The organism is Erwinia sp. S43 (assembly GCF_016624745.1).
Lineage (GTDB): Bacteria > Pseudomonadota > Gammaproteobacteria > Enterobacterales > Enterobacteriaceae > Erwinia > Erwinia coffeiphila.
This window is the reverse complement of sequence record NZ_JACVTX010000015.1, coordinates 60,583-85,799: the sequence shown is the minus strand read 5'-3', so window position 1 is coordinate 85,799 and position 25,217 is coordinate 60,583. Positions and strand designations below refer to the sequence as shown.

22 protein-coding genes are annotated in these 25,217 nt (G+C 60.1%); 15 read left to right on the top strand and 7 right to left on the bottom strand.

Features of this window, described 5'->3' with window-relative positions; genetic code table 11:
- Positions 1-235 precede the first annotated feature (235 nt).
- The 8 genes from IBT47_RS17355 (at position 236) to IBT47_RS17320 (ending at position 9,012) form a co-directional block, all read left to right on the top strand.
- Complete coding sequence (locus tag IBT47_RS17355; RefSeq protein WP_105592262.1) at positions 236-1,288, top strand: NAD(P)-dependent alcohol dehydrogenase; 1,053 nt, start codon at positions 236-238, stop codon at positions 1,286-1,288.
- Positions 1,289-2,010: 722 nt separating this feature from the next.
- Entirely contained in the window at positions 2,011-2,997 is a 987-nt protein-coding gene (locus tag IBT47_RS17350) for an ABC transporter substrate-binding protein (protein WP_200561726.1), read from the top strand.
- 56 nt (positions 2,998-3,053) lie between these two features.
- The gene (locus IBT47_RS17345) at positions 3,054-3,899 is read left to right on the top strand and encodes an ABC transporter permease (RefSeq protein WP_105592264.1); all 846 of its coding nucleotides are present in this window, start codon (positions 3,054-3,056) and stop codon (positions 3,897-3,899) included.
- Positions 3,899-4,657 (top strand): ABC transporter ATP-binding protein, encoded by a 759-nt coding sequence (locus IBT47_RS17340; protein ID WP_105592265.1) that lies wholly within the window; start codon positions 3,899-3,901, stop codon positions 4,655-4,657. Before IBT47_RS17345 ends, IBT47_RS17340 begins: the two co-directional genes overlap by 1 nt.
- Positions 4,658-4,674: 17 nt before the next feature.
- The gene (gene hisD / locus IBT47_RS17335) at positions 4,675-6,003 is read left to right on the top strand and encodes a histidinol dehydrogenase (RefSeq protein WP_105592266.1); all 1,329 of its coding nucleotides are present in this window, start codon (positions 4,675-4,677) and stop codon (positions 6,001-6,003) included.
- On the top strand, positions 5,996-7,288 hold the full coding sequence (locus tag IBT47_RS17330; RefSeq protein ID WP_200561724.1) for a hypothetical protein: 1,293 nt from the start codon (positions 5,996-5,998) through the stop codon (positions 7,286-7,288). Before hisD ends, IBT47_RS17330 begins: the two co-directional genes overlap by 8 nt.
- 3 nt (positions 7,289-7,291) lie before the next feature.
- Positions 7,292-8,257 carry a zinc-binding dehydrogenase gene (locus tag IBT47_RS17325; RefSeq protein ID WP_105592268.1) on the top strand — a complete coding sequence of 322 codons (966 nt, stop codon included), beginning with the start codon at positions 7,292-7,294 and terminating at the stop codon, positions 8,255-8,257.
- Positions 8,254-9,012 (top strand): SDR family NAD(P)-dependent oxidoreductase, encoded by a 759-nt coding sequence (locus IBT47_RS17320; RefSeq protein WP_200561722.1) that lies wholly within the window; start codon positions 8,254-8,256, stop codon positions 9,010-9,012. Before IBT47_RS17325 ends, IBT47_RS17320 begins: the two co-directional genes overlap by 4 nt.
- A gap of 2 nt (positions 9,013-9,014) precedes the next feature.
- Here the strand turns inward: IBT47_RS17320 and IBT47_RS17315 are convergent, their stop codons facing one another.
- The 4 genes from IBT47_RS17315 to IBT47_RS17300 all read right to left on the bottom strand — a co-directional run bounded on the left by IBT47_RS17315 (position 9,015) and on the right by IBT47_RS17300 (position 13,278).
- Positions 9,015-10,151, bottom strand: a complete 1,137-nt coding sequence (locus IBT47_RS17315; RefSeq protein WP_200561720.1) for an alpha-hydroxy acid oxidase — start codon at positions 10,149-10,151, stop codon at positions 9,015-9,017.
- Complete coding sequence (gene hisC / locus IBT47_RS17310) at positions 10,132-11,259, bottom strand: histidinol-phosphate transaminase (RefSeq protein ID WP_200561718.1); 1,128 nt, start codon at positions 11,257-11,259, stop codon at positions 10,132-10,134. The genes IBT47_RS17315 and hisC overlap by 20 nt, the downstream gene beginning before the upstream one ends.
- 529 nt (positions 11,260-11,788) lie before the next feature.
- Entirely contained in the window at positions 11,789-12,433 is a 645-nt protein-coding gene (locus IBT47_RS17305; protein WP_200561716.1) for a TenA family protein, read from the bottom strand.
- Positions 12,433-13,278: a BtpA/SgcQ family protein gene (locus IBT47_RS17300; protein ID WP_200561714.1), complete on the bottom strand. Its 846-nt coding sequence runs from the start codon at positions 13,276-13,278 to the stop codon at positions 12,433-12,435. Before IBT47_RS17300 ends, IBT47_RS17305 begins: the two co-directional genes overlap by 1 nt.
- Before the next feature lie 27 nt (positions 13,279-13,305).
- Here IBT47_RS17300 and IBT47_RS17295 point away from each other — a divergent pair, with 27 nt between their 5' ends.
- Positions 13,306-14,175: a ribokinase gene (locus tag IBT47_RS17295; protein WP_200561712.1), complete on the top strand. Its 870-nt coding sequence runs from the start codon at positions 13,306-13,308 to the stop codon at positions 14,173-14,175.
- 3 nt (positions 14,176-14,178) lie between these two features.
- On the opposite strand, the gene IBT47_RS17290 is transcribed toward IBT47_RS17295, so the two are convergent.
- The gene (locus IBT47_RS17290; RefSeq protein ID WP_200561709.1) at positions 14,179-15,132 is read right to left on the bottom strand and encodes a substrate-binding domain-containing protein; all 954 of its coding nucleotides are present in this window, start codon (positions 15,130-15,132) and stop codon (positions 14,179-14,181) included.
- A 347-nt stretch (positions 15,133-15,479) separates the two neighbouring features.
- On the opposite strand from IBT47_RS17290, the gene IBT47_RS17285 reads away from it, so the two are divergent.
- The 6 genes from IBT47_RS17285 (at position 15,480) to IBT47_RS17260 (ending at position 21,621) form a co-directional block, all read left to right on the top strand.
- The gene (locus IBT47_RS17285) at positions 15,480-16,502 is read left to right on the top strand and encodes a LacI family DNA-binding transcriptional regulator (protein WP_105592276.1); all 1,023 of its coding nucleotides are present in this window, start codon (positions 15,480-15,482) and stop codon (positions 16,500-16,502) included.
- A gap of 380 nt (positions 16,503-16,882) precedes the next feature.
- Positions 16,883-17,629: an ATP-binding cassette domain-containing protein gene (locus IBT47_RS17280; RefSeq protein ID WP_172606574.1), complete on the top strand. Its 747-nt coding sequence runs from the start codon at positions 16,883-16,885 to the stop codon at positions 17,627-17,629.
- 18 nt (positions 17,630-17,647) lie between these two features.
- On the top strand, positions 17,648-18,649 hold the full coding sequence (locus IBT47_RS17275; protein ID WP_172606571.1) for an ABC transporter permease: 1,002 nt from the start codon (positions 17,648-17,650) through the stop codon (positions 18,647-18,649).
- Between the two features lie 3 nt (positions 18,650-18,652).
- On the top strand, positions 18,653-19,732 hold the full coding sequence (locus tag IBT47_RS17270) for a phosphotriesterase (protein ID WP_200561707.1): 1,080 nt from the start codon (positions 18,653-18,655) through the stop codon (positions 19,730-19,732).
- 15 nt (positions 19,733-19,747) lie between these two features.
- The gene (locus IBT47_RS17265; RefSeq protein WP_200561705.1) at positions 19,748-20,503 is read left to right on the top strand and encodes a glutamine amidotransferase; all 756 of its coding nucleotides are present in this window, start codon (positions 19,748-19,750) and stop codon (positions 20,501-20,503) included.
- Positions 20,503-21,621: a M20 family metallopeptidase gene (locus IBT47_RS17260; protein ID WP_200561703.1), complete on the top strand. Its 1,119-nt coding sequence runs from the start codon at positions 20,503-20,505 to the stop codon at positions 21,619-21,621. Before IBT47_RS17265 ends, IBT47_RS17260 begins: the two co-directional genes overlap by 1 nt.
- 12 nt (positions 21,622-21,633) lie before the next feature.
- Here IBT47_RS17260 and IBT47_RS17255 read toward each other — a convergent pair whose 3' ends face one another.
- Both IBT47_RS17255 and IBT47_RS17250 read right to left on the bottom strand, forming a co-directional pair.
- Complete coding sequence (locus tag IBT47_RS17255) at positions 21,634-22,743, bottom strand: iron-containing alcohol dehydrogenase family protein (RefSeq protein ID WP_200561701.1); 1,110 nt, start codon at positions 22,741-22,743, stop codon at positions 21,634-21,636.
- Between the two features lie 106 nt (positions 22,744-22,849).
- Positions 22,850-25,213 (bottom strand): molybdopterin-dependent oxidoreductase, encoded by a 2,364-nt coding sequence (locus IBT47_RS17250; RefSeq protein WP_200561699.1) that lies wholly within the window; start codon positions 25,211-25,213, stop codon positions 22,850-22,852.
- Positions 25,214-25,217 lie beyond the last annotated feature (4 nt).

Sequence of the window (25,217 nt, the reverse complement as noted above, 5' to 3'; positions counted from 1 at the left end):
CAGCGTGCCGCCCTCTTTGCTTTCCGCAGTTTTCATCCGTTTTGTCGTTACTTTTCTGACATTCAGCGTTAAATCTTGCAGAAACAGGCAAGATTTAGCGACGTTTAGACATCCCCTCGTCATGCTTTCAGGACTATGCTTTACCCTCATCATTTGTGGAGGAAGGCCGCCTGTGTCATCACCTTTCTCCCGCCGCTGTGGCCCTGCGCCATCTCATCATTTACCGGAGAAACCCATGAACATTACGCATGCTTATGCCGCCCAGGACGCAAAATCCAAACTGGCTCCGTTCGAGTTCCAGCCGCGTGAACTGCGGGAACATGATGTGCAAATTGAAGTGCTGTACTGTGGCGTGTGCCACTCGGACCTGCACCAGGCGCGCAATGAATGGCGTAACACCATTTTCCCGGTCGTGCCGGGCCACGAAATCGTTGGGCGCGTGACCGCCGTGGGCGCACACGGCCATAAATACAAGGTGGGCGATCTGGTCGGCGTGGGTTGCCTGGTCGACTCCTGTCGTACCTGCGACAGCTGTAAAGAAGATCTGGAGCAGTACTGCGAAGAGGGCTTCGTCGGCACCTATAACGGCCAGGACCGCATCAGCGGCGACATTACCTACGGTGGCTACTCCACGCAGGTGATTGTGCATGAAGACTTCGTGCTGCGCGTGCCGGAAAACCTCGATCCTGCCGCCGCCGCGCCGCTGCTGTGCGCCGGTATCACTACCTATTCACCGCTGAATCACTGGGGCGTTGGCCCGGGTAAAAAAGTCGGCATCGTTGGCCTGGGCGGCTTGGGCCATATGGGCGTGAAGATCGCCCATGCGATGGGCGCGCACGTTGTGCTGTTTACCACTTCGCCGTCAAAAATCGAAGACGGTAAGCGCCTGGGTGCGGATGAAGTGGTGATCTCGAAAGATCCAGAGCAGATGGCGGCACATGCCAACAGCTTCGACTTTATCCTGAACACCGTGGCCGCACAGCACGATCTCAACCCGTTTATCACCCTGCTGCGCCGCGACGGCACCATGACGCTGGTTGGCGCACCGGAACACGACCACCCGTCTCCGCAGGTGTTCAACCTGATCTTTAAACGCCGCAGCATTGCCGGTTCGCTGATTGGCGGCATTAAAGAAACCCAGGAGATGCTGGATTTCTGCGGTAAGCACAACATCACCTCCGATATTGAGCTGATCAATATCAATCAGATTAACGAGGCCTACGAGCGGATGCTGAAAAGCGACGTGAAGTATCGCTTCGTGATTGATATCGATACGCTGCGGGCATAACGCCCATTGCTCCGGTCGGCCAACTTGTTCGGCCGGAGCGACATCCTGCCACTGCCGCTCCTTTTCTGTCGCTCCACACTGGCATTTAATACGGATCGGACGTTGTTCAATGCTCCCATAACTACCCATCTTTACTGCACGTAATCGCTACAACGCTATTTCCGCCCGTCGCTGTTGATATTTATACGGTTTTCTCACACTGGACTTAATACCGTAATTTAAAACGGGAAAAGTGAATATTATCGGTAATGCCTAATTAAAAAGAGATTGATCGCGTTTAATACGCCAGGTTAATAGCATTAAGCGGCCATAAAGGATAATCGACAACATAATCAATGGACGGACCACTCCGATTCACAATGGCATTACCCCTCCCACCAGCAATGCATAACTCCATAAATTTATTGATAAAAAGCTAAAAATACTCAATGATACCGGTGACTCTTTTGTGTAATTTTCACCGATTACGCTTTATTGTGAGTCAGGTAGACAATTCCAGCTATTTCCTTTGCCTGATTAAATATTTTCTATTTGAATAAAATCCGATGAACCGCCTTTCCATGGTGCACTGCGCCGGTAATATGCACCAACAAAGTGCGAAAATATTAATTAAACGCCCGTTTACAGGCAGTTATTGTCTGGCATTGCTCTTGCATATGCTTGTATATACATGGCTGGACAATTACCAGCTAAATCCCAAACGAAATACAGAAGGAACCGCTATGCATTCTCTCCGTGTATTGAAACGTTCGCTGGCCGCGCTGTGCTGTGCCGGGATGCTCTCCTCTCTGGCCGCTCCGGCTTTTGCCGCCGAAGCGGACACCGTCAAAATGGGCGTTGAACCCTGGCTGGGCTACGGTCAGTGGCATGTTGCGGCGGATCAGAAGCTGTTTGAAAAACAGGGCCTGAAGAAAGTCGACGTGATTAACTTTGCCGAAGACAAAGATATCAACGCCGCGCTGGCCAGCGGACAGATCGATGCCGCAAATATCGCCACCCATACCGCTATCGGGATGATCTCCGCCGGTCTGCCGATCAAAATCGTCATGGTGCTGGACCAGAGTAATACCGCCGATGCGATGCTGGTGAACAAGGATATCGCCACGCTGCAGGACCTGAAGGGCAAGCAGGTGGCCTATGAAGAAGGCACCACCAGCGATATTCTGCTGCGCAGCGCGCTGGCCTCTGCCGGGATGAAGTTCTCCGATATTAAACCAGTGCCCATGCCAGCGGCTTCAGCGGGCAGCAGCATTATCGCCGGACGCGTCCCGGCGGCCGTGACCTATGAACCGTATCTGACCGTGGCGATGAAAGGCGACCCAAGCCTGAAGATGCTGTACAGCGGCCAGTCCGATCCGGGCCTGATCAGTGATGTGCTGGTGGTTCACGACGATTTTATTAAAAAACATCCGGAAGCGATTACTGCGCTGATCAAAACCTGGAACAGCTCACTGGATTACTACAACGCCCACACCACCGAGGCTCGCGCCATTATTTCCAAAGCGGTTGGTGCGTCTCCGGAGGATCTGCATACCGCCTTCGACGGCGTGAAATACTTCTCTCTGGCGGATAATAAAAAGCTGTTATCTCACGACTTTAGCGAAAAAACCTTCCCTCACCTGCTTAAAGCGGCGACCGATGCCGGCATTGTCAGCCAGCCGGTAACCCCGCAGCAGACCATTGATGCCAGCTTCGTTAATAACCAGTAGCCATCCCTCTTTTCTCCCGCCGCCTGACGGTGGGAGAAAAGATGTCAGGAGGAAATATGAGTGTGGTTGAGCAGCAAAAAACACCTCAGCAATCAAAAAAGCGCCGCAGACGCAGCAACCTGCTCACTATCGGGAAAACGCCTTCGCGCTCGCAGTTCCTGAGCATCTCCATCGGCGTCTTTGCCCTGTTGATTTTTGTCTGGTGGCTGGCGACCTCGATGGGCGCCATTAAACCGATTTTCTTACCGGGAATTGAACGCGTCTGGCAGCGGATGGTCGCGCTGGCAGCAGACGGCACGTTACAGAGTGATATCGAGAGCAGTCTGTACCGCATTATTATCGCCTTTGCGATCTCATCGGTGATGGCCATTGTCATCGGCGTACTGGCGGGCTGTTATGGCCTGGCGAAAGCCATCGTTGAACCGCTGGTCGATTTTGTCCGCTATATGCCGGTGGTGGCCTTTGTGCCGCTGACCATCCTGTGGACCGGCACCGACGATTTTCAGAAGTTCCTGGTGATCTGGATTGGCACTTTCTTCCAGCAGGTGCTGATGATGATCGACGCCGTGAAGCGCGTGCCGCCCGATTTTATCGGCCTGGGCCGTACGCTGGGCATGTCCGACCGCAAGATCCTGCTGCGCATCGTGATCCCCTCCGCCCTGCCCGCAATCTGGGACGCCCTGCGTATCAGCATCGGCTGGGCCTGGACATGGCTGGTGCTGGCCGAACTGGTGGCCTCCACCTCGGGCCTTGGCTACCGCATCGTGGTGTCCCAGCGCTATTTCCAGACCGACACCATTATCGGCTACATCCTGCTGCTCGGCCTGCTGGGCCTGATCACCGACCAGATTATGCGTGCCCTGGAGCGCGTGCTGTTCCGCTATAACCGGAGACGTTCCTGATGGCGACGCTAACGCTAAACAAGCTGGAAAAAAGTTTTCCCCTCGGCAAGAGCTACCGCCGCGTGCTGCACGGCATTGACCTGACGCTGAACGACAATGAGTTCGTGTCGATCGTCGGCACCTCCGGCTGCGGTAAGAGTACTCTGCTGTCGATTGCCGCCGGGCTGGAGGATTTTGACGGCGGCGATGTGCTGGTCGACGGCGTGCCGATTGAAGGCCCGGGGCTGGATCGCGGTGTGGTGTTTCAGTCCTACACCCTGCTGCCGTGGCTGACCGCGCGCGGCAATATCGAGTTTGCCCTCAAGGCGGCGGGCACCCCGGCCAGCGAGTGCCGTGATATCGCCCAGCAACATCTGGAGCTGGTTAAGCTCGGCAACGCGGCCGATCGCTGGCCGGGTGAGCTTTCCGGCGGCATGAAACAGCGCGTGGCGATTGCCCGGGCGCTGTCGTACCGGCCGAAAATTTTGCTGATGGACGAGCCGTTTGGCGCGCTGGATGCCATGACCCGCCATCAGATGCAGCAGCTGCTGGTGGAGATTTGGGAAAAGCATCGCCTGACGGTGATGTTTGTCACCCACGACATCGAGGAAGCGGTCTGGCTTTCCGACCGTATCGTGGTGATGGGCCAGGGGCATATCGATTCCACTTTCGACGTCAACCTGCCGCGCCCGCGCCATGAAAGCATTAACCGTACCCCGGAATTTATCGAGCTGCAGCACGACGTGCTGAGCCGCATTCAACAACACGCGATTGGCTAACTGAAAAAGGTAACACTATGTCTGTGACATTCCACGACCTGTCGGCTTCAACTGAATTACCCGCTGACCTTTTCAAACGCACTGAATCCGACCTGTCATTTTTCGTTGAAAAGGTGAAGCCGATTATTGCGGCGGTGAAGGAGGAAGGCGACAGCGCGCTGATCCGTTTCGCCCGTGAGTTTGACGGCGTGCAGCCGGAAAGCTTCTCGGTACGTGCTGAAGAACATGAGTTCGAAGAAGCCTTTGCGCGCGTTGATGCCGAAGTGATCGAGGCGATTCGCTTCTCGGTAGAGAACGTGCGCGCCTTCCACGAAGCGCAAAAGCCTGAAGAGATGTGGTGGAAAGAGATGCGCCCGGGCGCATTCGCCGGGGACCGTCATGTGCCGATCGATGCGGTGGCCTGCTACGTGCCGCGCGGCAAAGGCTCGTTCCCCAGCGTACTGATTATGACCACCGTGCCTGCCGTGGTGGCCGGAGTACCGCGCCCGGTGGTGATCACCCCGCCTGGCCCCGATGGCCGCGTGGATGATGCCACGCTGATCGCCGCGCGTCTGGTTGGCATCAAGGAAGTGTATAAATGCGGCGGCGCGCAGGGCGTGGCGGCGGTGGCTTACGGCACGCAGTCGGTGCCGAAATGCCTGAAAATCGTCGGCCCGGGCAGCCCGTGGGTGGTGGCCGCCAAGCGCCAGCTGTCTAATCTGATCGACCCGGGTATTCCGGCTGGCCCAAGCGAAAGTCTGATCCTCGCCGATGACTCCGTCAACGGTGCGCTGGCGGCGCTGGATCTGCTGATCGAATCCGAGCACGGCCCGGACTCCTCGGCGTATCTGGTCACCTCCAGCCGCCGCGTGGCGGAAGAAGCGATTGCCGCGCTGCCGGGCTACTGGGACACCATCGGTGAAAAACGCGCCGGGTTCTCACGCAGCGTACTGGGCGGCACCCACGGCGGCGTGGTGCTGACCAAAGATTTCGCCACCGCCGTGGAGTTCGTCAATCAGTATGCACCCGAGCATCTGGAGATCCTGGCCGAGGAACCGATGGCGGTGATGACGCAAATCCGCAACGCCGGGGAAATTCTGCTGGGCGAACACACGCCGATCACCCTGGGTAACTTCGTGCTGGGGCCAAATGCCGTCCTGCCGACCAACAGCGCCGCCAAAACCGCCGGGCCGCTGTCGGTGTTCGATTACATGAAGCGCATCTCCGTCGGCTACGTTACCCGCGCGGGCTATCAGCAGCTGGCCACCAAAGCCAAACGTTTTGCCGAGTACGAAGGCTTCCCGGGCCATGCGCTGGCCGTCTCTGAACTGCGCGATCGCCTGCTGAAAGGAGAGAATCATGACTGAGCCGCTCGCGCCGTTAGCGGCGGAGGCGCGCCGCCTGACGCAGCAGGGTGACTGGCAGCAGGCCAGCGAGAAGCTCAGCCAGCTGATTACTGAAGTCACCGGCGTGCAGGCGACCGGCCTGCACATCAATCGCGATCAGTACAGCCTGAACTCGCTCAACGGCCGCGTGACGCTGGCCGATGGCCGCACCCTGTTCTTTAAGTATCACCACGAAGAAGGCGAAGAGCACACCATTGAGGAGTACTACCGCGCCGAGCTGCTGCGCGAGCACGGCTTCCGCGTGGATGTGCCGATCTATGCCTGCGGCGAGCCGGGGCGTCAGATCCTGCTGTATGCCCTGCGTGATGAAAAGCGGCTGGCCGATGTCTGCCGCGAAATTGAAGCCAATGCCGACTGGCAGGGTATGGCCCCGGTGGTCGATGCCCAGCGCCGCGCCGACGCGGAAATCCTCGCGCATACGCTGCCGACGCTGCAACAGGCGCAGGTCAGCCAGGTGGAGGCCGAGTCTATTCACCAGCTGTTCTGGAACCGGCTGGTTTCGCCGGGCCACACCGCCGGGCTGGGCGGACGGGTTGACGGCTTCTACGTCAATCAGGACTTCACTCTCGGTGAGCTTACGCTGCCGTGGCAGAGCCTGAGCAACCTGCGGTGGCGCATCAACGGCGTGACCTATCAGCATACGCTGCGCCAGCTGTTCCTGGACGCCGGACAGATCCTTGCACCCGCCGCACTGGCCCATCACGGCGTGGTGGTGGCGCACGGCGACGCGCACAATGCCAACGTCTGGTTTGATTCCCAGGACGGCGTGCCGCAGCTGGTCAGCTTCGATCCGGCCTTTGCCGGTAGCCATATTCCGGCGCTGCTGGCCGAGATCAAAGCCACCTTCCACAACATTTTTGCCCATCCCTGCTGGCTGTATGAACCGGCGCAGGCGGCGGAAATCTATCGGGTCAGCGTTCGTCGCGATGGCGATACGCTGGAGGTGGAGCACGACTGGCAGCTGACGCCGCTGCGCCAGGCGTTCCTTGATAGTAAAGGCGAGCTGTACTGGAAGCCGCTGCTGGCCGCGCTGAAAGCCAAAGGCTGGCTGCCCGCGAACTGGCAGCAAATTATGCGCCTGGCGCTGTTCTGCTGCCCGACGCTGGTGATGAGCCTGCGTGCCGGATCGGCCAGCCAGCATAATCCGGTCAGTTCAACGATTGGCCTGGCGATGGCCGTGATGCTGGGCAGCGGCGGCGATGATGATTTCTCTCACTGGCTGGACGGCCTGCTGACGGAGGCATAAGCGATGAAAGCGGTACAGCTTTACGGCGTTGGCGATCTGCGGGTGGAAGAAAAATCACCGGCGGTGCTGGCGGCCGGTCAGGTGCGCATTCAGGTGCGGGCCGCCGGGATCTGCGGTTCCGACATCCACAACTATCGCACCGGGAAATGGATGGCCGCCCTGCCGGTCACCCCCGGCCACGAGCTGTTTGGCGTGGTCACCGAAGCGGCGGACGACGCGGCAGGCTTCGCTCCTGGAACCCGCGTGGTGGCCGATTCGCGCGTCTGGTGCGGCACCTGCCCCGCCTGCCTGCGCGGCGCGCACAACCTCTGCACCTCGCTGGGCTTTGTCGGTGAGGTGTGTGACGGCGGTTTCGCCGAGCAGGTGGTGCTGCCGGTCAGCGGCCTGCTGCGGGTGCCGGACGAGGTAGCGGATGATATCGCCGTACTCAGCGAACCGCTGGGTGTGGCGCTGCGGGTCGTTAATCAGCTGAATCCGCCACCGGGCAGCCGGGTCCGCGTCGCCGGAGGCGGCACCATTGGCGGCCTGGTGGCGCTGCTGCTGCACCATACACGTCAGTGCCGGGTGCAGTTGAGCGAACCGAACGCGGCGCGCCGGGGGCGAATCGCCGCCCTGATCCCGCTGGCCGAAGACGGCGACTATGACTTCGCCGTGGAAGCCACCGGGATCGGCAGCGTGCTGCAGCAGCTGGTCGGCGGCATCACCTCCGGCGGGCATGTGGCGCTGGTAGGTATTTTTCACCACGACGGCGAGCTGGACTTCAATCAGCTGGTTGAGCGGGAAATCTCCCTGACCGGCTGCAGCGTGTTTCAGAGCGAGCAGCAGGCCGCGCTGGAACTGATGGCCGATCTGGCCGACGGGCTGCGCACGCTGATCGGCCCGCCGGTGTCGCTGGACGACGTGCCGCAGGCTTACGAGATGCTGATCCAGGGCAAATCCTCCTATCTGAAGACGGTGGTCATACCATGAATGTGATGAACAGCTTTTCCCTGAGCGGCAGGCGCGCACTGGTCACCGGGGCAACGCGCGGGATCGGCCTGGCGCTGGCCACCGCGCTGGCGCAGGCCGGGGCAAGCGTGATCGTCACCGGGCGGTCATCGGATACGGTGGATCGGGCCGTGGCGGAACTTCAGGCGCAGGGCTTTAGCGCTGAGGGCCATGTGCTGGATGTGACCCGCACCGACGATATCCAGCGCTGTCTGGCGGAGATGGGTGATATCGACATCCTGATTAACAACGCCGGGACCGAGCAAATCTGCCCGTCACTGGATGCCGACGAAGCGCTGTGGGACACCATTATTGCCACCAACCTGAAGGGCGCGTTTTTCTGTGCGCAGGCGGCGGCACGCAGTATGACCCGGCGAGAAGGCGGAACCATTATTAACCTCTGTTCGCTGACCAGCGCGGTCGGCGTGCCGGGTGCTACCGCCTACGGCAGCTCTAAATCGGGGCTGACCGGCATGACCCGGGCATTAAGCACCGAGTGGGCACCGCTGGGTATCCGGGTGAATGGCATTGCGCCGGGGTATTTTGAAACGGAGATGACCCAGGCCTTTTATCAGGATGCGGCCTGGGTGAAGAGCATGCAGGCAAAAATTCCGCTGGGCCGCTTCGGCGAGCTGGAGGATCTTGCCGGGGCGGTGGTGTTCCTCTGCTCCCCGGCTGCCCGCTATATCACCGGGCAGATCCTCTACGTGGACGGCGGCTATCTGGCAGCGATTTAAGCTCAGACGCGGTGCAACAGTCCGGCATGTAGCTCTTTGACCGAACGGCAGCCCAGCTGCGCCAGCGTTCGGTCGATTTCCTGCTTCATCGTAGCGATTGTACTGGCCACCAGCGCTTCGCCACCGGCGGCAACGGCGTACAGCAGCGGTCGGCCAAGCAGCACCGCATCGGCCCCCAGCGCCAGCGCTTTGACCACGTCGGTTCCGCGCCGGAAGCCGCTGTCGATCAGCACGCTGAAGTCCGGCCCCACCGCCGCCCGCACCGCAGGCAGCACCAGCATCGGACTGTGCGTACCGTCCAGCTGGCGACCGCCGTGGTTCGACAGCACAATACCCTCCGCCCCCAGCCGCTGAGCTGCCAGCGCGTCGTCAACCGTCATAATTCCCTTGATATACAGCGGCCCCTGCCAGATTTCACGAACCCAGGCGAGGGTCTCCCAGCTCAGTGCCGAGTCCATCTGGCTGGCAAAGTAGGCCGCACCGCCCGCCCCGCGCTGATATTCTGCCGGGATATAGGGTTTAAGATTGCCAAAGCCCGGCATCCCCTGTGGCATCAGCGTGCGCATCACCCAGCCTGGATGGGTAGCAATATTCGCCATCGCCGCGAGGGAGAGCTTCATTGGCCGCCGGTAGTGGCGCTTGTCGCGCTCGCGGTTGCCGAAATGCACCGCGTCCACCGAAACCACCAGTGCCGTACAGCCCGCCTGCCGCGCGCGCTCCAGCAAATTGCGGGTGACATTACGATCTTTCAGCACGTAAAGCTGGAACCAGCGGTCGCCGTTGGACGCCGCGGCGATTTCCTCCATTGAAGCAGTCGATACCGTACTCTGAATGTAGCCAATCCCCTGCCCGGCAGCCGCGCGGGCGATCATCTGGTCGGCCTGATGGCGCAGCATGCCGTTATAGCCGGTCGGCGCGACCAGCAGCGGTGCCGCCAGCCGGGTTTGTCCCACATTCGTGCCGGTGTCGCGGCTGGACGCATCCTGTAACACCGCCGGGGCGAACATCCAGCGACGGAATACATCCTGGTTGTGTTGCAGCGTGGTTTCGTCTTCCGCTCCGCCGTCCACATAGCTAAAGGCGAAGGCGGGCAGCCTGCGCCGGGCTTCACGGCGCAGGTCAGCCGCATTGAGTAGCATACATACCCCTTAACGCATTGATAAAAATTAGGTTATCTTCCGGGCTACCGACGGAAACCCGCACCCAGTCAGTATAACCAGCTTCACGCCACGGCTTCACGATGATCCCGTGTTCGAGCAGTTTTTTTGCCAGATCGCGGCTGTCTCCGCCCGCACGGAAGAACAGGAAGTTAGCCACGGAAGGGGCAACCTGATAGCCCAGCTCAATCAGCTGCTGACGCATCAATTCCCGCTGTCCGGCGATCAGCGCCACGCTGGCCGCAACGTGGGCCGGGTCCTGCAATGCGGCCAGCGCCGCCGCCTGCGCCGAACGGTTAATATTAAACGGCGTCCGCACGCGGTTGATCACCCCGGCCAGCGCTTCGTCGCTGGCAATACCGTAACCCACGCGCAGCCCGGCCAGCCCCCACGCCTTTGAGAAGGTGCGCAGCACAATCCACGGGCGCGGCTGGGCTGCCAGCACGTTGAGGCTGTCCGGGTAGTCACTCAGGTGATGGCAGTATTCGTAGTAGGCTTCATCAATCACCAGAATGCAGTCCTGCGGTGCCTGTTCAATCAGCCGGGTGAAATCCTCGCGGCACAGCATGCAGCCCACCGGGTTAGAAGGGTTGCTGAGGATCAGCATTTTGGTCGGCTGACTCAGTGCCTGCTGCCAGGCGGGCAGATCGAATTCCATCTGCTGATTCACCGGCACCAGTTCAACCTGTGCGCCCATCATCTGTGGATAGATCTGATGCAGCCCGAAGGACGGCTCCAGCGTCACCACCCGCTCGCCGGGATTGATAAAGGCCAGGCAGAGCAGCTTCAGCAGCTCCTCCGAACCGTTGCCAATCACAATGCGTCCGGCCTCCGCCGAGGTCAGTTCCGCCAGCGCATGGCGCAGTTTCAGGCTGGCGGAGTCAGAGTAGATGCCGGTATGGCCCAGATCGGCGCGCAGCGCCACCGCCACCAGCGGGCTGGCCCCAAGCGGGTTCTCGTTGCTTCCCAGGCGGGTAATATGGTCGACCTGCCAGGTTTCACGCACCGCATCGTCCGACATCCCGGCGTTATACACCCCCAGCTGCAGGGCCTCTTTTCTTGCCAGCTTTTCTATTTGAATCTGAGACATCTGAACTCCGCTCCGTTAATGGAAGATCGTTGCCGCCGCCCGAAGGCCACGGTTCAGGCCACTGCCGCGACAGCAGTGTGTGAGATTGATTTATCAGAAAAGTGTAGATGTATAATCTTGTATATACAATTGCAATTCATATGCCATCTGCGCAAAAAACACGGCGGCAGGCGGCGCGGGTACTGCGGGGGAAAGAGCAGCAAAGTCAGAACGGGGATCGCGCATAAAACGGCACCGTTTCAGTGCATGGCGATGAATGATGGTGCGCCGACGATCCTCTGGAAGAACGATTATCGAATCAACCCGGGTTCCCATCAGGGCAGAGATTATCGAATGAGTAGTGCTTCCCAACGGTGTAGGGTGTATCCGCGCGATGGCATTAATCGGCAGGCATGAACGATACGGTAAATGACGCCGTGATATGCCCAATGGTTAAAAACGATCGCTCGGTCAACGAGCCAGCCAATCAGCCTGCATGTAAGAAAGCGGCTCATCGCGAGCCGCCTATTAGCCAGGCGTAAGCCCTTAATTAATCGACGTAGGCCGCAGTATGGAAATCAATTTCCCACTGCAGAACGTCGCCGTACAACGCCGACAGTGCCTGTTTTTCCGCTTCGCTCAGCCCGTGGGCGCAGCGGTCCAGCTCTTCTTTCAGCCAGCAGGCCTGCTGGTAGAACTCCTCTTCCGCATGCATCTCCACCCAGCGCCGCACGTCGGCATCCTGCTGGCTCTGCTCGCTCACCCGACGGCACCAGTGGTAGTACATCCACTCGGCACCGAACATCAGGGTGATAATCTGCGCGTAGCTGCCCTGCTGCGCGGTATACAGCATGCCGTCGCGGAAGCGCCGCACGCCGGGCAGGTCGTCCGGGTAGTCGGCGGGATCGACCCGGCGCTCCGCCAGCACCCGCTCGAACCAGGCGATTTGCGTATCGACCAGCGCGTTCAGCACGCCGATCAGCCAGCGCTGCTGGCGGATATCCGGTGCCTTACTGACGCCAAGGGCAAATATCGCGATCGCCGTTGCCACGAAGTTACCTTCAAACACCAGATAGCGGTTAAACACGGATTCCGGCAGGCGATCGTGTTCAATATCCAGCACAAAACGGTGCTGCTGCATCGCCCGCCAGGCATCCTGATGTTCGCGCAGCAGCCTTTCGCTGAACGCTTCCATTACGCTTCCTCCAGCGCAGCCTGAGCAACGGACATAAAGTGTTTAACGCGCGCCAGCTCAACGTCGTTCCACCACACGCCGTCGACCTTCATCGTACTGGCAACAATCACGCCCTGGGTGCGGCCGAGGATCTGGCAGACGTTGGCGGGCGTGACGCCGGAACCGACCAGCAGCGGCAGCTCGGTAGCGGCGCGGATCTCGTCAATTTCCTCCATTGTCGCGCTGTCGCCGGTGCGCTGGCCGGTGGCGATGACCGCATCGGCCTCAAAAAAATCGACGTCGCGGGTCAGTTCCTGGATGGAGCGATCGGCAACGATGGCGTGGCTGCCGTGTTTAACGTGGCTGTCGGCAAAGACGCGAATATGTTCGGCACGCAGCTGGCTGCGATAGCGCAGCGCCTTCGCCGCCGCCCCTTCAATAAAGCCTTCGTTGGCAATATAGGCATTGGCCCACTGGTTGACGCGAATAAAGTCAGCGCCGCCCGCCAGCGCAGTGGCCATGGCCGGAATAGCGGCGTTAGCCAGCACGTTAATTCCCAGCGGCACGCCAAAACGCTCGCGCACTTTCTCGGTAATCACCGCCATCAGTGCCGACGTTTCGTGGCCAATATCTTCAGGTTTAGAAAATGGAATATCGCCGTGGTTTTCCACAATCAGGCCATGAACGCCGCCCGCGATATAATTTTCAGCATCACGAAGCGCACGCTCAATAATATCCTTAACTGATTTACCACGATATTTTGGCGTACCGGGGAACGGGTCACAATGAATAACACCCATCACCGCTTTTTTACGTGAAAAAATAGCTTGTATTGCATTCGTTTTTTCTGCTGAGATAGCAACCATCTTTTCCATCCTGTTTAAGGAAACACTATGCGTGTTTATGTCACCGGTAATATTACCGTCGATGAAACCTGGTCCATTGCGGATATTCCGCAAAAGGGCTCCTCGGTTCATGGTATTAAAGTTTCGCAGGATATTGGCGGCAAAGGCGCAAATCAGGCGATTATATTATCCCGCTGCGGAATAGAAACACGATTAATTGCCGCCACGGGAAATGACAGCAACGGCGTGTGGATTCGTCAGCAAATAATAAATGAACCACTTAGCCTGTTACCGAATGCGTATTTCAACCAACATAGCGATACCTCAATAATTTTAAATAGCGCCGATGGTGATAATGCCATTATTACCACTACCGCCGCCGCGGATGCTTTTAGCCTGGAAGAGATTATTCCCCACCTGGCGGATGCCGCTGCCGGCGATATTCTGCTGCAGCAGGGCAACTTCTCCGTGGAAAAAACCCGCGCGCTGTTTCAACTGGCCAAAGCGCGCGGCATGACCACGGTATTTAACCCTTCACCGGTTAACCCCGACTTCGCTCATCTCTGGCCGCTGATTGATATCGCGGTGGTTAATGAGTCGGAGGCCGAAGAACTTCAGCCCCATGGCGTTACCACCTTAGTGATTACCCAGGGCGCTGCCGGTGCCTGGCTGGTCAGTGAAGGCCAGCGCCGGTTCTGCCCGGCGGTGGCCGCTGAAGCCGTGGATACCACCGGTGCGGGCGATACCTTCCTTGCCGTGATGCTGGCATCTGCTCTGCTGCGCGGTGTTGCGCCGGATACGTTAGCGCTGACTCACGCCAGCCGTGCCGCCGCCATCACCGTCGGCCGCCGGGGAACCTTTAGCGCGTTTCCCGGCCAGCAGGAACTCGCCGCCCTGTTAAGCACGAGCGGCGAGTAGGCCTTATTTAAACAGCGAACGGTAACCGTCTACGTTCGCTTTGGTCACTACCGTGGCCGGAACCAGAATGGTTTTCGACACGGTTTTACCGGAGGTAATCGCATTCAGCGCGTTCAGCGCTTCCACGCCCATCTGTTTCGGGTCCTGCTGCAGCACGGCGGTGACGTAGCCATCGTCAATGCCGGTAATCGCCTTCGCCGTCAGATCCCAGCCGAAGACTTTAATATCCTTCTGCCGCCCCTGGTTCTCCACTGCCGCGATAGCCCCCAGCAGCGCCGGTTCGCCGGTGGCGTAGATTGCCGTCAGGTCCGGGTTACCGGTGATCAGGTTTTCCGCCGCGGTCATCGCTTTGTCCTGCACGTTCTGGCCGTCAACCACGTTGGCGATGGTAATCTTTGGATTGGTTTTCAGCGTCTCTTCAAAGCCCTTCTGCCGCTGGTTCTGGATCGCCGAGTTCAGTGCGCCGACAATGCCTACGCGAGCCTGGCCGCCCATCTCTTTCTGCACGTAATCAACAAAGTATTTACCAATGATTTTACCGCCTTCGATATTATCCACGCCGACCTGAGCGGCCTGAGGACCGGCCGGTAATACGGCGTCGATAGCGATAACCGGTATATTGGCTTTCGCCGCTTCTTTCACCGCAGGCATAATGCCATTAACGTCGATGGCAGCGACCATAATTCCCTTAACGCCCTGCTGAATATAGTTTTCAATGGCGTCATTCTGCGCCACCGGATTATCGTTAGAGTTGAAAATCACCACATCCTTGCCGCTGGCTTTTGCCGCTTCCTGCGCGCCTTTATTCATCTGATTAAAGAACAGTGCCTGCTGATTGATTTGAATCAGCGCATAGTCGGGGGTGGCAGCACTGGCAACAGAAATAAGACTGCCCGAGGCAATCAGAGCGGTGGCCAGAGCAATAAAACGCAGTTTTCCGGTGTTTAATAACATCATCAGTTTCCTCGTCGGGAAGAGATCATAGCCAGCAGGTTTCCGCGCCGCAGGGCAAACGCAGAAGGATTATTTTTTTGGCGGGCAAATATCTGATGTAAGGCTAAAGCGGCCAGAAGCCGTTCAGCTAAGACCTGCTTTCTCCCATTCCGGCAACCGGTCCGTTGCGGTGCGCGACTGGAATGTTTCAAGCGGGTTTGGGAATGACTTCCCGGATGATGCGGTAAACTGCTTATACAATTCTCCGCTGCTCAATTTTTGTCAAGCATTTATTTAACAATTTGTTCACCGGAGAAAATGCTGTATCGGGCGCGCGTAACTGTGTTACAGATAGCCCCACTCAGGCAGAAATGGCGCAGAAAATGAGTCTAAAACGCGTATTGTTATCCGATGTGGCAAAGCAGGCGGGGCTGTCAAAGGCGACCGTGTCGCGCTATATGAATCACAATATCGTGCTGCCGCAGGAGACGATTGACCGCATTGAAAGCGCCATTCGCGAGCTGGACTATCGCGGCAACAGCCTGGCGCGCCGCCTGAGCAAAGGCGGCAGCGAAACCCTTGGCCTGGTGCTGCCCGACATCACCAACCCCTTCTTTGCCGAACTGGCCGACGCCGCCGAAGAGGCCGCTTCCGCCAATGGCTACAGCCTGGTGCTATGCATCACCCGCAATAACCCGGACAAAGAGTGCCAGTTTATCCGCTGGCTGGATACCTGCCAGGTCGACGGTCTGCTGTTCACCACCAACCGCCCGGATAACGGCCTGTTGCGCAAAGAGATCCAGCGCCACCAGCGCATTGTACTGCTGGATGAGGATATTCCGGGCAGCAAAGTGCCGAAAGTGTTTGCCGATAACGTGCAGGGCGGGCGCATTGCCACGGAGAAACTGATTGCCGCCGGGCATCGCCATATCGCGTTCGTCGGCGGGCCGGATGAGCTGATGAGCGTGCGCGAACGCTATCAGGGCTTTTGCACCGCCATGGAGCAGGCCGGGCTGAGCTGGCCGCCGGAATGGGTAATGTACGGCGACTACCAGCGCGAGTTTGGTCAGCGGGCGCTGAAGCACCTGTTCAGCCAGCCCGTGCGCCCAACCGCCGTCTTTGCGGCCAGTGACTATCTGGTGCTGGGCCTGCTGGACGGTCTGCGCGCCAGCGGACTCCAGGCACCGGCCGCGCTTTCCCTCGTCGGCTTCGACGATGCCAACTATGCCGACTTCACCCAGCCGCGTATTTCCACCATCCGCCAGCCCGCGCGGGAGCTGGGCCGCACCGCCGTCAGCATCATGCTGCGCCTGCTGAATAACGAAAAGGACATCCCCTCTGAAACCCGCCTGCCGGTGGAATGGATTGGTCGCGATTCCATCAGGATTTGTTAAGCGCGTCCCAAAATGGCGCAAAAGCGCCCAATTTTGGCGCAAAAAGCGTTCAATTTAAATTCTCTTCGCTATAATCAGTAAACCGGTTTACTAACGAATTGTTAATAAATTCGTTGTGCTACAGAGAGTTAAACCACCGGGCTGCTGTGTTGTTCCTGCCCTGGCACGGATGCTGCAAAGACTGACTGGCGAACAAATATCTTAAATAGCGTTTGACCTGATTGTGATACGGAAAGCTCCATTCCGCAGGTAAACCGGTTTACAAGGGTGTAAACCGTGTTGGATGGATGACTTTCCCGCAGCCCGGCAGACATTTTCCCGGCACCAGCGATGGGAGTTATCAGATGCAGCAGCCCCAGACTACCCCGCCACGGGTAGAAATGATCAATATCACCAAGACCTACGGGTCGATACGCTCACTGCGCGGCGTGAACCTGGAGCTGGCTCCAGGGGAAGTGCTCGGCCTGGTGGGCGATAACGGCGCAGGGAAATCCACCCTGACCAAAGTGCTCTCCGGCGCGGTGGTCCCCACCAGCGGCACAATCCGCATTGACGGCGAAGCGCACCAGTTCACTAACCCGGCGGATTCCCGCCGCTGCCATATCGAGATGGTTTATCAGGATCTGTCGCTGTGCGACACGGTCGACGTGGCCGGAAATCTGTTTATGGGCCGCGAGCCGATGAAATCGATCCTCGGTATTCCGTTCCTTGATGAAGCCAAAATGCACGCCGATGCGCGTGAGATGCTGAAAGGGCTGGGCATTTCCATTCCCGATACCCGCCTGCTGGTGCGCAATCTCTCCGGCGGTCAGCGCCAGGCCATCGCCATTGCCCGTGCGGCGGCGTTTGACCCGAAAGTGCTGATTATGGACGAACCTACTGCCGCGCTGGCCGTGGCGGAAGTGGAAGCGGTGCTGGAGCTGATCCGCCGCGTTTCCGCCCGTGGGGTGAGCGTGATCCTGATTACCCACCGCCTGCAGGATCTGTTCCTGGTCTGCGACCGGATTATGGTGATGTATGAAGGCACCAACGTGGCTGAACGCCGGGTCGCAGACACCGATCTGAGCGATATCGTTAACCTGATTGTGGGCGAAAAATTCACCGCTCGCTCTGCCGCCGCACACTGAGGTAACAGGATGAGTATCATGAACTTAAGCAGCTCCCGCATGATCCAGCACTCGCTGCCGCGCCGCCTGCTGCATAACCACTCGGGCGTGGTCAGCATTGCACTGTTTTTCGTCTTCTGCTGCGTGGTGTTTTCGCTGATCACCAGTAACTTCCTCACCGGCACCAACTGGCTGAACATCGTTCGCCAGAGCGCGCCGCTGCTGATCGTCGCCACCGCCATGACGCTGGTGATCACCACCGGCGGTATCGATTTGTCGGTGGGGTCCACCCTTGCGCTGGTCGGTGCCCTTTCCGCTATCGCCCTGAATAACTGGGGACTGCCGTGGCCGGTCGTCCTGCTGGGCGGTCTGCTGCTCGGCGGGCTGGTCGGCGCAATTAACGGCTTTTTCATCGCCTACGAAGGGATACCGGCGTTTATCGTCACCCTCGCTACCCTGGCGGTCGTGCGCGGTATCGCGCTGCTGGTCACCCAGGGCTATTCGATTCCGGTGCCTGAAGACAGCCTGTTTACGATGATGGGCCGCGCCTGGGTGCTGGGGATTCCGATGCCCGCGCTGCTCGCCATTATTGTGCTGATCGTCGGGCATTTCGTCCTCAACCATATGCGCTTTGGCCGCTACGTGACCGCCATCGGCGCCAACGCCGAGGGCGCGCGCCGCAGCGGGATTAACACCAAGGCCGCCATCATGAAGGTGTATATCATCAGCGGCATGGCCGCCGCGCTGGCCGGAATGATTATCACTGCCCGCCTCGGCAGCGGTTCATCTAACCAGGGGGAAGGCTTTGAGTTACAGGTGATTGCCGCCGTCGTGCTCGGCAGCACCAGCCTGTTCGGCGGCTTTGGCACCATCATCGGCACGCTGCTGGGTGCGCTGTCGATTGCGGTGATCCAGAACGGGCTGATCCTCTCGCACATTTCACCGTTCTATACCCAGATCGCCACCGGCACCATCATCCTGCTGGCCATCTGGCTGAACACCCGCATTCTCAACCCCACGCGATCTGCGGCAAAAGGATAGCTGATGAAAGGATCAATTTTTCGCCATCCGCACCCGCTGCCGGTTGGCGTCAGCAGCGGCTATGTGATGACGGTGCTTGGCCCGCTGCCGATTGCTGAGATGGGCGTCACGCTGATGCATGAGCACATCCTGCTGGATGCTTCCGGCAAGTGGGTGCCGCCGTGCTGCTGTAGCGATCGTCACCTGGCCGAGATGCCGGTGAAGATGGAAAACCTCGGCGAGCTGTCGCTGAACCCGCTGATGAGCCGCGATAACTGCCAGCTGTTTGACGCCGATCTGGCGATTGAGGAGCTGACCAAATACCGCGCGCTCGGCGGGGAAACGGTGGTCGACCCGACCAATATCGGCATTGGTCGCGATCCGAAGGCGCTACAGCGCATCTCGCGCCTCACCGGGCTGAATATCGTGATGGGCACCGGGCTGTATCTGGAGCCGTCGCACCCCGAGTGGGTGAAAACCACCAGCTTGGAGCAGCTGACCGAAAAGCTGATCTACGACCTCGGCGGCGCGGAGGAGAAGCCGGAGGTGATTGCCGGGCTGATTGGCGAAATCGGCATTTCCAGCCGTTTTACGCCGGATGAAGAGAAGTCCCTGCGCGCGGCGGGCCGTGCCAGCTCCGCCACCGGCGCGCCGATTGAGGTGCATCTGCCGGGCTGGGAACGGCTGGGGCATAAGGTGCTGGATATCCTTGAGCAGGAAGGGGCCGATCTGCGCCATACGGTGCTGTGCCATATGAACCCGAGTTTTGCCGACAAGCGCTATCAGCGCGAGCTGGCTCAGCGCGGCGCGTTCCTGGAGTACGACATGATCGGCATGAGCTACTACTACGCCGACGAATCGGCCCAGTCGCCGTCCGACGAGGAAAACGCCCGCGCCATTCGCGAGCTGATTGACGACGGCTTTATCCTGCAGATTTTGCTGTCGCAGGACGTGTTCCTGAAAACCATGCTGACCCGCTACGGCGGCCACGGCTATGGCTACATTCTCAAGCACTTTGTCCCGCGCCTTAAGCGCCACGGCGTCAGCGGTGAACAACTTGAAACCTTAATGATCGGTAATCCCCAGCGGGTATTTGGCGGATAAAAAGGAATAAATCAGATGAAGAAGAAAATTTTACTGGTGGGTGAATCCTGGACCAGCACCTCGGTACACGTGAAAGGCTTCGATCAGTTTGCCACCGCCACCTGGCACAACGGCGCCACCGACTTCCTGGCCGCGCTGGCGGACAGCAATTATGCCATCACCTATATGCCCGCCCACGCGGCGGCCACCGACTTCCCGCTGACGCAGGAAGAGCTGGCGGAATGGGATGCAATTATCCTGTCGGATATCGGTGCCAACACGCTGCTGCTGCACCCGGACACCTGGCTGAAAAGCCGCCGTACCGCCAATCGCCTGACGCTGCTGCATGACTACGTGGCTAACGGCGGCTCGCTGATGATGATCGGCGGCTATTTCAGTTTCCAGGGGATCAACGGCGGTGCGCGCTATCGCAATACGGCGGTGGAGAAAGTGCTGCCGGTACGCTGCCTGGCCTGGGACGACCGCATCGAAACGCCGGAAGGCTGCTATGCCGAGGTCACTGAATCGCACGCGGTATTTAACGACATTCCGGGCGAATGGCCATGGCTGCTGGGCTATAACGAAGTGGAGATGCATCCGGAGGGCAAGCTGCTGGCTACCGTGTCCGGCACCGGCCATCCTCTGCTGGCGGTGCGCGAATACCAGCAGGGCCGCTCGCTGGTGTGGACCAGCGACATGTCCGCCCACTGGCTGCCGGAAGAGTTTGCCAAATGGCCGGGCTATCGCCAGCTGTGGGTGAACTGCCTTGACTGGCTGACGGAACGCGGCTGATGGCGGCGGATACCACGCTTGAACTGGCCCGGCAGCTGCTGGGCTTTAACACCATCAACCCGCCGGGCGATGAAGCAGACTGCATGCGCTTTTTTGCCGGGTGGCTCAGCGACCACGGTTTTGAGGTTTCCCTCTCGTCGTTCGGTGAGGGGCGCAGCAATCTGGTAGCCCGCCTGCCCGGCAATGCGCCGGGCAGGCCGCTGGCGTTTACCGGCCATCTGGATACCGTGCCGCTCGGCAACGCGTCGTGGCAGTTCGATCCTTTTGGCTCGCAGATCGACGGCGATCGTCTCTACGGCAGGGGATCAAGCGACATGAAAGCGGCGGTGGCGGCGTTTGCCGTCGCCTGCGTTCAGCACCGCCAGAAAATCCTTAACGGGCGCGGCGCGGTGCTGCTGATCACCGGCGGCGAGGAAACCGGCTGTGACGGCGCGCGGGCGCTGATCGAAGCCGGGGATCTGCCGGAGATCGGCGCGCTGATCGTCGGAGAACCGACGGCCAACTACCCGGTTATCGGGCACAAAGGCGCGCTGTGGCTGCGCTGCGAAACGCGGGGCAAAACCGCCCACGGCGCGATGCCGGAGCTGGGGATTAACGCCATTTATCTGGCGGCGGATGCGCTGGGCAAAATCCGCCACTTCTTGCCGGGCGCGCCGCATCCGCTGATGAAGCAGCCGACGCTGAACGTCGGGCGTATTGAGGGCGGTCTGAACATTAACTCGGTGCCGGACCGCACGCGTTTTGATGTCGATATCCGCAGCGCGCCGAATCTTCAGCACGCCACCATCCGCGAACGGCTGGGTGCGCTGTTGGGTGAAAACGTCACCCTGACCACGCTGGTCGATCTGCCTGCGGTGCTGAGCGAAGAGCGCCACGCCTGGATTCGCCAGGTGTATCATCGCTGCCAGCCGCTGCACGATGCCCCGCTGACACCGCGCATGGTGCCCTACTTTACCGATGCCTCGCTGCTGCTGCCTGCGCTCGGCAATCCACCGTGCATTATTCTCGGCCCAGGCGAGCCGTCGATGGCGCACCAGACTGACGAATACTGCCTGCTCAGCCGACTGGCAGAGGCCGAGCAGCTGTACGCGGAAATCATTCAGGACTGGATGGATTAATTGGGCTGCCGGTTATGCCGCGAAGTCCTGCGCCTCGGTCGCCAGCAGCGCCCGATGCAGCGTCTCGGTAGTGACGGCAAACGGCAGTCCGCCCAGACTTTGTGCCGGGAAGCGGATATCGGCAGCGATCTGCGCAATGCGTGCCGCTCTGTCGCCTGCCAGCGTGGGCAGCCGCAGCGGGCTGCGGTAGATTTTCAGCAGGGAGAGCAGCTGCGCATCCGGCTGGCCGTATTCCACCAGCGACTGAAGCAGCAGGCTGAACCCGACTTTTTCGCCGTGCAGCCAGTCGTGCAGCTCCGGCTGATGGGTCAGCGTATCGTGGATGACGTGCGCCAGCCCCGGCGTATCCAGCTCGCCGCGCACGCTGTTGGCTAAACCAGCCAGCACAATATTGGCCTCAATCACCTTTTCCAGCGCCTGCGTCACCTGCTGCCGTTCATTCGCCGCGACCGCCTCTTCGCCCCAGCGCAGGAAGGCATCGTACGCCTGCCTGGCCGCTGAGACTTTCACCTCCAGCGCCAGATGGTGCGGGTTGTGCCGCTGCCAGGGATCGAACTCTACCCATTTCGCCAGCGCATCAACGATGCCGGAGCGCAGATAGCGCACGTCGGCGCGGGCGATAATGTCACTGTCGACCAGGATCAGCGCAGGCATGGCGTCCAGCGCCCGGCTGTCGAGATGACCGCCCTCTTCATTATAGATAATTGCCAGCGGCGACCAGGCGGCACAGGTGGCCGCCAGCGTCGGCAGCGCAAACAGCTGGCGATCGCCCAGCGCATCGTTAACGGCCTTGGCGGTATCCAGCACGCGCCCGCCGCCGATGGCCAGAATCCCTTCCGCCCCCTGTTCCAGCAGGTTGTGGCGGAACTGCGCAATCGCCGCATCGGTACATTCGCCGGTTAAATATTCCACCTGCCAGCACAGGCCAGCCCGATTCAGGCTCTCTTCCAGCGCCGGGTTCACCGCCCGCCAGGCCTGCGGCGAGGTGAGAATGCGCAGATGGCCGACCAGCGGACGAATGCGCTCGCCGACCTGATGGATCAGGCCCGGCTGCTGAATATAGTTGCCCGGCGACTTGATGGTGAACTGTGCGGGCTGAAATTGTGGGTTTGCCAGACTCATAGCGTCCTCTTCACTCAAAAGAAAGTCTATCCTGCTCTTTGCCAACGCGCCGGGCGACAGCCACCTGGCAGCATGTCTGCTGTCGGCGGCATAGCGAAGAGCGCCATTACTCGCCGCTGAGATTGCTCGCCGCGAACTCCTGCTCTTCCGCGAAGGCCACAAACGTTGGCGGCAGCCAGGCGGTCACCGCCGGTAGCGGTTCATTAAAGCGGGCGATCTCCACGAAGCAGGTCTGCGCGGTACTGCCCTGCCCGAGCCGGGAGCTGCCGATATCGGTGGTTAATACGTTCGGGTTGCCGTGTTTATCCAGAGAGCGGTTTTCCTGCGCGTTCAGCGGGTCGTACCAGGCCCCGGTAGAGATCTGCACCACGCCGGGCCGGATATCCTCGGTGAGATGCACGCCCGCCAGCAGCGCGCCGCGATCGTTAAACACCTTCACGATATCCCGCTCGCCGATGCCGCGCGCGGCGGCATCCTGCGGGTGCATCCACAGCGGCTCGCGGCCGTTAATTTTGGTCTGCTGGCTGACTGACCCATGATCGTACTGGCTGTGCAGCCGCGTGCGCGGCTGGCTGGAAAGCATATGCAGCGGCCAGCGCTGGCGCTGTTCCTGCTGGGCATTCTGCTCATCGGTGTGCCAGTAGGCGTGGCCCGGCGCTTCGCGGTAGCCAAACGCGGCCACCGCGGCGGAAAACAGCTCGATTTTCCCCGACGGCGTGGACAGCGGCGCGGCCTCGGGATCGTCCCGGAACGCCTTCAGCAGGATCTGCGGCACGTCGGGTGCGGCATATTCCAGCTTGCCCTGCGCCCAGAAGGCCTCGAAGTCGGGCAGCTGAATGCCGTCCTCTGCGGCTCGCGGACGAGATTCATGATAAATCCTCTCCAGCCAGCCGCGCGCGCTGTGCCCTTCGGTAAACTGCGCGGCGAAATCCAGCTTTTCCGCCAGCGCGCTGAAGATGGCGTAATCATCACGCGCTTCCCCCTGCGGCGGCAGATGCTGGCGCATGGCGATCATAAAGCCGTCGTTGCTGGCGCTGCCGATATCTTCCCGCTCCAGCGAGGTGGTAGCGGGCAGTACGATATCGGCGAATTTGGCCTGGGCGGTCCAGTACTGTTCATGGACGATCACCGTTTCCGGCCGCCGCCAGCCGTCAATCAGCCGGTTGAGATCCTGATGATGATGGAAGCTGTTGCCGCCCGCCCAGTAAACGAGGCGGATATCGGGATAGGTTAAGGTCTGGCCGTCGAATTCGTAGTGTTCACCGGGGTGCAGCAGCATATCGGTGATACGCGCCACCGGAATACGCGCGCTGACCGCATTGCGGCCCGCAGGCATGCGCGGGCCGGAAAAGCGCCGCCGTTCGGCCCCGGCCAGGTTGGTGGAGGCATAGCCAAAGCCGATGCCGCCGCCGGGTGTGCCAATTTGCCCAAGTAGTGCGGTGACCGCCACCAGCGCCCAGTAGGCCTGTTCGCCCTGCCGCGCGCGCTGCACCGACCACGCCATATTGATCATCGTTTTCTTCTGCGCCATCTGCCGCGCCAGCTGACGGATCGTCTCCGCCTCCAGCCCGGTGATGGACGCCGCCCACTCAGGGGTCTTCGCCTCGCCGTCGTCCTCGCCCTGAACGTAGGCCGCAAAGCGCTCAAAACCGACCGTACAGCGGGCGATAAAGTCCTGGTTAACCAGACGTTCGGCAATCAGTACCTGGCACACCGCCAGCAGCAGCGCGGTATCGCTGCCGGGCCGGAGCGCCAGCCAGTCGGCATCGCCGACGGCAGCCAGATCGTTGCGTACCGGGCTGACGTTGATAAAGCGGCAGCCGTTGGCGCGCAGGGTTTTCAGCCAGTGATCGAGGGCGTGATCGTTGGCCCCACCGCCGTTGACCTGCGCGTTACGCAGCGGCAGGCCACCGATGGCAACAAACAGTTCGCAGTGTTCAGCCAGCACCGGCCAGTGGGTGTGCTGGCGCTGAAGATCGTCGAGATCGCCGAGAATATGCGGTAAAACCCGCTCTCCAGCGGCGATACTGTACGTGTTGGTGCTGGCGGTATAGCCGCCAAATTGATTGAGGAAGCGGTGCAGCTGACTTTGCGCATGGTGGAAACGCCCGGCGCTCGACCAGCCGTAGGAACCACCGTAGATGGCCTGATTGCCGTGGGCGTCTTTCACCCGCCGCAGCTCAGCGGCCACCAGCGACAGCGCCTGCTCCCAGCTCACTTCCACAAAGGGTTCTTTACCGCGCCCCTCGCGATTCGCCGGTTTGCCCTGCAGATAGCCGAGCCTGACCGCCGGTCGCCGCACGCGGCTGTTGCCCTGCACCGCGCCCGGCATCGAGAAGCCAATCTTCGACGGATTGCGGTCCCACTCCACCGGCTCGACGGCGGTCAGCACGCCGTTATCGGTGGTCACCCGGTAGGTGCCCCAGTGGGTGACGGTCAGTCGTTTATCGGCTTCGGCCTGCTGGCTCATGGTG